We start from the raw sequence: 6,563 nt of genomic DNA on the forward strand, positions 1-6,563 counted from the left end.
TGAAAGTTATTCTTGGCGACTTATGGCCGTTATAGCGACCATAAGTCGCCAAGATTGCGATTCCGACCGGTCGCGACGCCTCAGCACGCGGGCGGTTGGGGCGGTTAGGGCGTTGGGGTCAGGTGTGGGCGCAGGGAGGCTGCGTCGAGGCCGTGCCAGGTGGCGTGGTCTGCGGGGGTGCCGTAGCGGTGGAGGTCTTGGCGTTTGACGCCGATGCTGCGTAGGCGAAAAGGCTTGTCGGGGAAGGATTCGGCGACGGCGTGCGCGGAGGTGCCCTCGAGATAGGGCTCGACGATGACGATGTCGGGTGCGTCGCCGGCGATGGCTCGAAGTCCTATGTGGTCGAACGGGCGCGGGGTGTGGGTGTAGGCGATGGTGACGTCGAGGTCGCTGGCGGCGTCGAGGACGGGTTGGAGCATGGGGCCGACGGCGACGATGGTGCGTCCGGAGGTGCTGTGGCGCAAGACTTTGAGGCGCATCGCGTCCAGGTGGGGTGTCGCGTTGGTCTGGGTGGACAGGCGCAGGTAGACCGGCTCGTCGTGGGCGGTGGCTGCGCGCAGCAGCGGGCCGACCTCGGCGGGATGGCCGGGGGTGTGAACTATCCAGCCGGGCAGGGTGTCGATGAGCGAGACGTCCATGGGGGACATGTGGGTGTAGCCCATCGGCGAGCCGTCGTAGGAGGCGCCCACACTGACCAGGATGGCGCCCACGCCCTGGTGCTTGAGGTCGAGTTTGATCTGCTCGTAGGCCCGGTCGACGACGAAAGTGGCGTAGCTGTGGGCAATTGGCCGTAGGCCGTTGAGGGCGAGCCCGCCTGCGACGCCGATCATGAGCTGTTCCCGGATCCCGACGTTGATCGCGCGGTCGGGGTGGTTGGCCAGCGCCTTGGCGAAAGGGTCGGCCGAAATCTCGGCCAGCACAAGGGCGACGCGTGGATCCTCGTCGAGGATGTCGTGGGCTTCCTTGATGAATGCTTCACGCATGCTAGCTCCCCTTCTTCTCTACGGTGGCGATGACGGCATGCGGCCCGCGGGGCAGCAACGCCGATCGGATGGCGGAGTGGTCGCGTCCATCCACTGTGGACGAAGTCCAGCCGTGCACGGTGAAAAGCGTGCCAAGGCCACCGGGCGGGGCATAGGAGGCCGAGTGGTTGTCGATGACGATGGCGGTCAGCGAATCCAGGCCGAGGGCACCGGCGTAGGCGATGGCCTCGTGGTTGCTTCCCTCGTCGAGCTCGGCGTCGCCGAGCATCACGTAGACGCGGGGCTTGAGTAAACCCTGGGCGCGTAGGGCAAGCGCTGTGCCGACCGCGAGGCCCAGGCCGTGGCCGAGCGAGCCGGAGCTGATTTCGACGCCGGGCACGCGGAGACGGTCCGGGTGGTGACCGAGCGGGCTTTCCGGCCCGGCGAGGTCGTCCAGCCAGTCTTCGGGGAGAAAGCCCTTGGCCGCGAGCACGGCGTAGTACCCGGCCACACCATGACCTTTGGAAAGGAGGAACCTGTCGCGTTCGGGGTCGTCGAGGCGCCGGGGGGCCACGTTGAGCACGCCGTCATAGAGAACCCAGAGCACATCAAGGGTGGAGAAAGCGCTGGGCGCGTGCTTCTCGTCCCCGGTGATCCGCCGGAGGAGCGGGGCAACAACCTTCATGGGAGTAGCCTGCAAGTTAAAGTTCGGTTGAACTCAAGAGGGCTGTGATGCTGACCATTGGCGAGTTGTCGGCGCGAAGTGGGGTGGCCCCCTCGGCGCTGCGCTTCTATGAGGAGCAGGGGCTCATCAGCGCCGAGCGCACCGGCGGAAACCAGCGCCGCTACGAGCGATCCGAGTTGCGTCGCGTGTCGTTCATCCGCATTGCGCAGCAGGTGGGCATCTCGCTGGAGCGCATTCGAGCCGCGCTGGCGGAGCTGCCCGAGTCACGGACGCCGACCAAGCAGGATTGGGAAAAGCTTTCGCGGCAATGGCACGCCGAGCTCGACGAGCGCATCGGCATGCTGGAACGCTTGCGCGACAACCTCACCGGCTGCATCGGTTGCGGCTGCCTGTCGCTGAAGAGCTGCGCGCTCTACAACCCGGGCGACGTGCTCGCCCGGGAGGGAACAGGCCCGCGACGGTTGCTCTAGCTAGCCGCGGGTGTACGAGCCGAGCATCTGAACCTCGCCCGTGCCGCTGATGATCTCGCCGACCGGCCAGGCTTCCACGCCACGGCGCATGAGCAGGGCCAGCGCGCGGTCGGCGTCGGCCGCCGCGACGACGGCGAACATGCCCACGCCCATGTTGAAGGTGGACTCCATATCGCGCGGCTCGATGCGGCCCTTGCGCTGAATGAGGTCGAAGATGGGCTGCGGAGCCCAGGTGGTGCGGTTGACTATGGCGTCGAGATGCTTGGGCAGCACCCGAACCAGATTGCCCGGGATGCCGCCGCCGGTAACGTGTGCCAGCGCGTGCACCTCACACTCGGCGATCAGGGAGAGGCAATCCTTCGCATAAATCTTGGTGGGGGTGAGCAGCTCCTCGCCGAGCGTGCGCTGGTCGCCGAGGTCCTCGATGACGCTCTCCAGCTTCATCCGCCCCTGGCCCAGCAACACGTGCCGCACGAGCGAATAGCCATTGGAGTGCAGGCCGCTCGACCGCATCGCGATGACGACGTCGCCGAGCTGAACCCGCTCGTGGCTGAGGATGTCGTCCTCTTCCACCACACCCACACCGTTGGCGGAAAGGTCGTATTCGTCCGGCCGCATCACGCCGGGGTGCTCGGCGGTCTCGCCACCGAGCAGCGCACAACCGGCGTAGCGACAGCCGTCGGCGATGCCGGCGCCGATCTCGGCCACCCGATCCGGCACCACCTCACCGCACGCGATGTAGTCGAGCAGGAACAGCGGCTCCGCACCACACGCCACCAGATCGTCGACGACCATCGCGACAAGGTCGATGCCGACCGTCTCGTGGATGTTCATCTGCTGGGCTATCACCAGTTTGGTACCCACGCCGTCCGTCGACGACGCGAGAACGGGCTTGCGGTACTTCTGGATGTCGAGGCGGAACAGACCGGAGAACCCGCCGAGCCCGCCCAGCACCTCCGGCCGGTGGGCTCGCTGCACCTTGTTCTTCAGCAGTTCCACCGCCTTGTCGCCGGCGTGAATGGACACCCCGGCGTCGGCGTAGGTGACCGTCTTACGGCCGTTGCCGGCCGACCATGGCTGGATGCTGGAACGCTCGGTCACATGGGTCACGGCTTCTCCCCTTTGGGGCTGGTGGGACTTGCTCACGACCGGCTTGCCGCCATCTGGTCGCTCTGTTCTTCGTTGCCGACCTTGCGGTCGACACCCTCGAGGACGTGTTTTCCGATCAGGTTCTCCGAGGGCAACTCGATCGGGTACCGGCCGTCGAAGCAGGCGCGGCACAGTCTGTTCGCCGGTTGCTCGGTCGCGGCGGTGAGACCTTCGAGCGAGACGAACCCAAGTGAGTCAGCGCCTATGGAACGGCGGATGCCTTCCGTGTCGAGCCCGGTGGCGATCAGCTCGGCGCGGGTGGCGAAGTCGATGCCGTAGAAGCAGGGCCATTGCACGGGCGGGGCGGAGATGCGCACGTGCACCTCGATCGCGCCGGCTTCGCGCAGCATGCGCACGATGGCCCGCTGGGTGTTGCCGCGCACGATGGTGTCGTCGACGACCACCAGTCGCTTGCCGCGAACGTTGTCGCGCAACGGGTTCAGCTTGAGCCTGATGCCCAGCTGCCGGATCGTCTGCGAGGGCTGGATGAAAGTGCGCCCTACGTAAGCGTTTTTCACGAGCCCTTTGCCGTAGGTGATGCCCGACGCTTCGGCATAGCCGATCGCCGCCGGTGTACCAGATTCAGGCACCGGGATCACCAGGTCGGCCTCGGCCGGGTGCTCCTTGGCCAGGCGGCGGCCCACCTCGACCCGGGCGGCGTACATGTTGCGACCGGAGATCGTGGTGTCGGGGCGGGCCAGGTAGACGAATTCGAACAGGCAGCCCTTGGGATCGGGGTTGGCGAACCGTGACGAGCGAAGCCCGTGCTCGTCTATGGCGATCAGCTCACCCGGCTCGATCTCCCGGACGAAGGTGGCGCCCACGATGTCCAATGCGGCCGACTCGCTCGCGACCACCCAGCCTCGCTCCAGCCGGCCAAGCACCAGTGGGCGGACGCCGTGCGCGTCGCGGGCGGCGTAGAGGGTGTTCTCGTCCATGAAGACGAAACTGAAGGCGCCCTTGACCGTTGGCAGCACTTCGAGTGCGGCGGCCTCCACGGACAGGTCAGGTTTGCCGGCCAGCAGCATGGTGACCAGAACCGTGTCGCTCGTCGCACCGCGCGTATCAAAGCCCAGCTCGCTTACCTGACGGGCGAGTTCGGCTGTGTTGACAAGGTTTCCGTTGTGCGCCAAGGCGATGGTGGTGCCGGCGGAGTTGGCCTGGATGGTGGGCTGCGAATTTTCCCACGTGGAGCCGCCGGTGGTGGAGTAGCGCGTGTGCCCGATAGCCAGATAGCCGCGAAGGCTTGCCAGCGTGGGCTCGTCGAAGACCTGGGCAACCAGGCCGAGATCCTTGTAGACCACCACACCGGAACCGTCGCTGACGGCGATGCCGGCGGCCTCTTGGCCACGGTGTTGCAATGCGTATAGGCCAAAGTAAACAAGCTTGGCTACGTCTTCACCGGGCGACCAGACTCCGAAAACGCCACATGCGTCTTGCGGGCCTGGCCGGTAGGGGTCGAGCTCGTGACTCAACCGGCCGTCGCCTCCGGGCACCTGCTGCTCCTCGCGTTCGCCGTCGCCGGACAGTCAGTCTACGGGAGAGTGGCGGCTAACGCTGAGCCACGTTCTCGCTGCTAACTGTTCAGGATTCCCTGATGGGGAAAAGGTGTGATATGTCAGCTCGAATACCGCTGGCTTGAATTCTGCCATCTCGGACTGCATCTGACCAACTCCGCAATCCTGCTGCAAGCTCGATAAATGTGACCGAATCCATCTCGACGACGTTCGCCGGGGTGCCCCGGGTATGGCGTGGACCTTCCACGCATTGAATTGCTCCGTAAGGCGGAACACGAACCTCCACCGAACGGCCAGGAGCCTTGTCTGAAAGATCGGAAAGAAGGGAGCGCACAGCGCTGCGAAGGATCTCACGCGCAGGTTGCGCCCCGCTGGCAAGGCTGGCAACGGCCGCCTCTACCGCAGCAGACTTTTCGTGCGCTGGGGGCATATGTGGACGATACGACGCGACCCTTACTCGCATTTGTCCGCCCCTGGCTCGCGTTCGGCCCCCCTCGCAAGGCATAGTTGCGAAGGCGTATTTCCCTCGGACCCTACCCCCCAAACCATCCGAGGGGATCATCAGGCTTTGGAAGGTGGTGGACGTGGCTACCCAGCGACGATCCTGGCTAGCGCGCATTGGCGTGGTCGCGATTGTGGCGGTCGGTGCCCTGACCGGTGTCACCTCCCCGGCATTCGCCGCCGCAAACGGCAAGATCAGCGCAGTGGATCTCAACCCCGATGAAGTTTCGGCTGGTCAGGAAGCTGAGCTGAAGTTCAAGCTGAAGAACGAAGGCGATGCCGCCGCTACCTTCACCGTTGTCGTCGACACCTCATCAGACATCACCGGAAGCTGCATCCAAGGCTGCAATCAGTCGGCGCCGAACCTCGCCCCTGGGGCCGAGTGGACGCCACAGCAGATCAAGATCCGGGGTAAGGCTGCCCCCGGTGTGTCCGTGCGCATCAAGGTCACCTGGCCCGGCGGCGGATCCACCGAGGAGTCCAAGCAGCTGACCGTCGGAGCGGCTTCGCAGTCGGTTGGCAAGATTCAGGGGCTGGTCCGTGACATTGCGGACAACAAGCCGATCAAGGGTGCGATCGTCACGCTGGTTGACGGTGCGGGCAAGTCCCACCAGACGACGGCCGACAACAATGGCATCTACACGTTCGACGGGCCGGGGAAGAAGATCGCCCCTGGGGTGATCGCGATCACCGCGGTCAAGTCGCCGTTCTCGATGGTGGGCGGCGTCGCCCGCACCCTGACGCTCGCCGCCGGCCAGGACGCGCTCCCGTTCGACCTGAGCATGGAGAACCTGACGGTCGCCAGCCCCACGCCGACCCCGATCGCCGAGACCACGCCGACCGCCGCTACCGGGGCGACCGGCACTCCCGAGCCGGTGGGCGAGACCGCCCCGGCCGATGACGGCGGCATGGACAGCATGACACTGGTCATGATCATCGTCGGTGGTCTGCTTGTCGCGCTCGGCATCGGCGCCATCGTGCTGCTGCTGGTGCGCCGCGGCGGCGATGACGACGAGGAAGAGGAAGAGGCGCCGACCCGCGGTCGGCCCGGTCCCCGCGGCCCGGCCGGTGCGCCGCAGTCGGGTGCCGGTTACCGTCCCACCTCGCCGGCCGGTTACGGCCAGCCGGGATATGGCGCGCGTCCCGCCGATCCGACCATGGTGGGCAACCCCCAGTACGGGGTTCCGCAGCAGCGCGGTCCTCAGCAGCCGGGCTACGGCGCCCCGACCCAGCAGTGGAACCCGCAGAACCCGCCGCAGGGCGGCGGATACGGCGGCCC

At 66.2% G+C, this 6,563-nt stretch carries 6 protein-coding genes and 1 pseudogene; 2 read left to right on the forward strand and 5 right to left on the reverse strand.

Features of this window, described 5'->3' with window-relative positions; translation table 11 throughout:
* Positions 1-104 precede the first annotated feature (104 nt).
* Together Rhe02_RS48915 and Rhe02_RS48920 are read right to left on the reverse strand one after the other, a co-directional pair.
* Complete coding sequence (locus Rhe02_RS48915) at positions 105-983, reverse strand: transketolase family protein (RefSeq protein WP_203915459.1); 879 nt, start codon at positions 981-983, stop codon at positions 105-107.
* 1 nt (position 984) lies between these two features.
* A complete protein-coding gene (locus Rhe02_RS48920) occupies positions 985-1,647 on the reverse strand; it encodes a thiamine pyrophosphate-binding protein (RefSeq protein ID WP_203915460.1) in 663 nt (220 codons plus the stop codon).
* Positions 1,648-1,694: 47 nt separating this feature from the next.
* On the opposite strand from Rhe02_RS48920, the gene soxR reads away from it, so the two are divergent.
* Positions 1,695-2,117, forward strand: coding sequence for a redox-sensitive transcriptional activator SoxR (soxR, locus tag Rhe02_RS48925; protein ID WP_203915461.1), 423 nt, complete (start codon positions 1,695-1,697; stop codon positions 2,115-2,117).
* On the opposite strand, the gene purM is transcribed toward soxR, so the two are convergent.
* The 3 genes from purM to Rhe02_RS48940 form a co-directional block, all read right to left on the reverse strand.
* Positions 2,118-3,227: a phosphoribosylformylglycinamidine cyclo-ligase gene (gene purM / locus Rhe02_RS48930; RefSeq protein ID WP_203915462.1), complete on the reverse strand. Its 1,110-nt coding sequence runs from the start codon at positions 3,225-3,227 to the stop codon at positions 2,118-2,120. It abuts the gene before it with no gap.
* A gap of 32 nt (positions 3,228-3,259) precedes the next feature.
* On the reverse strand, positions 3,260-4,762 hold the full coding sequence (gene purF, locus Rhe02_RS48935; RefSeq protein ID WP_203915463.1) for an amidophosphoribosyltransferase: 1,503 nt from the start codon (positions 4,760-4,762) through the stop codon (positions 3,260-3,262).
* Positions 4,763-4,850: 88 nt separating this feature from the next.
* Entirely contained in the window at positions 4,851-5,213 is a 363-nt protein-coding gene (locus Rhe02_RS48940; protein ID WP_203915464.1) for a sterol carrier family protein, read from the reverse strand.
* A gap of 154 nt (positions 5,214-5,367) precedes the next feature.
* Here Rhe02_RS48940 and Rhe02_RS48945 point away from each other — a divergent pair.
* Positions 5,368-6,563: pseudogene (locus Rhe02_RS48945) on the forward strand (carboxypeptidase regulatory-like domain-containing protein); the annotation flags it as partial.

It is taken from the genome of Rhizocola hellebori, assembly GCF_016862955.1.
Taxonomy (GTDB): domain Bacteria; phylum Actinomycetota; class Actinomycetes; order Mycobacteriales; family Micromonosporaceae; genus Rhizocola; species Rhizocola hellebori.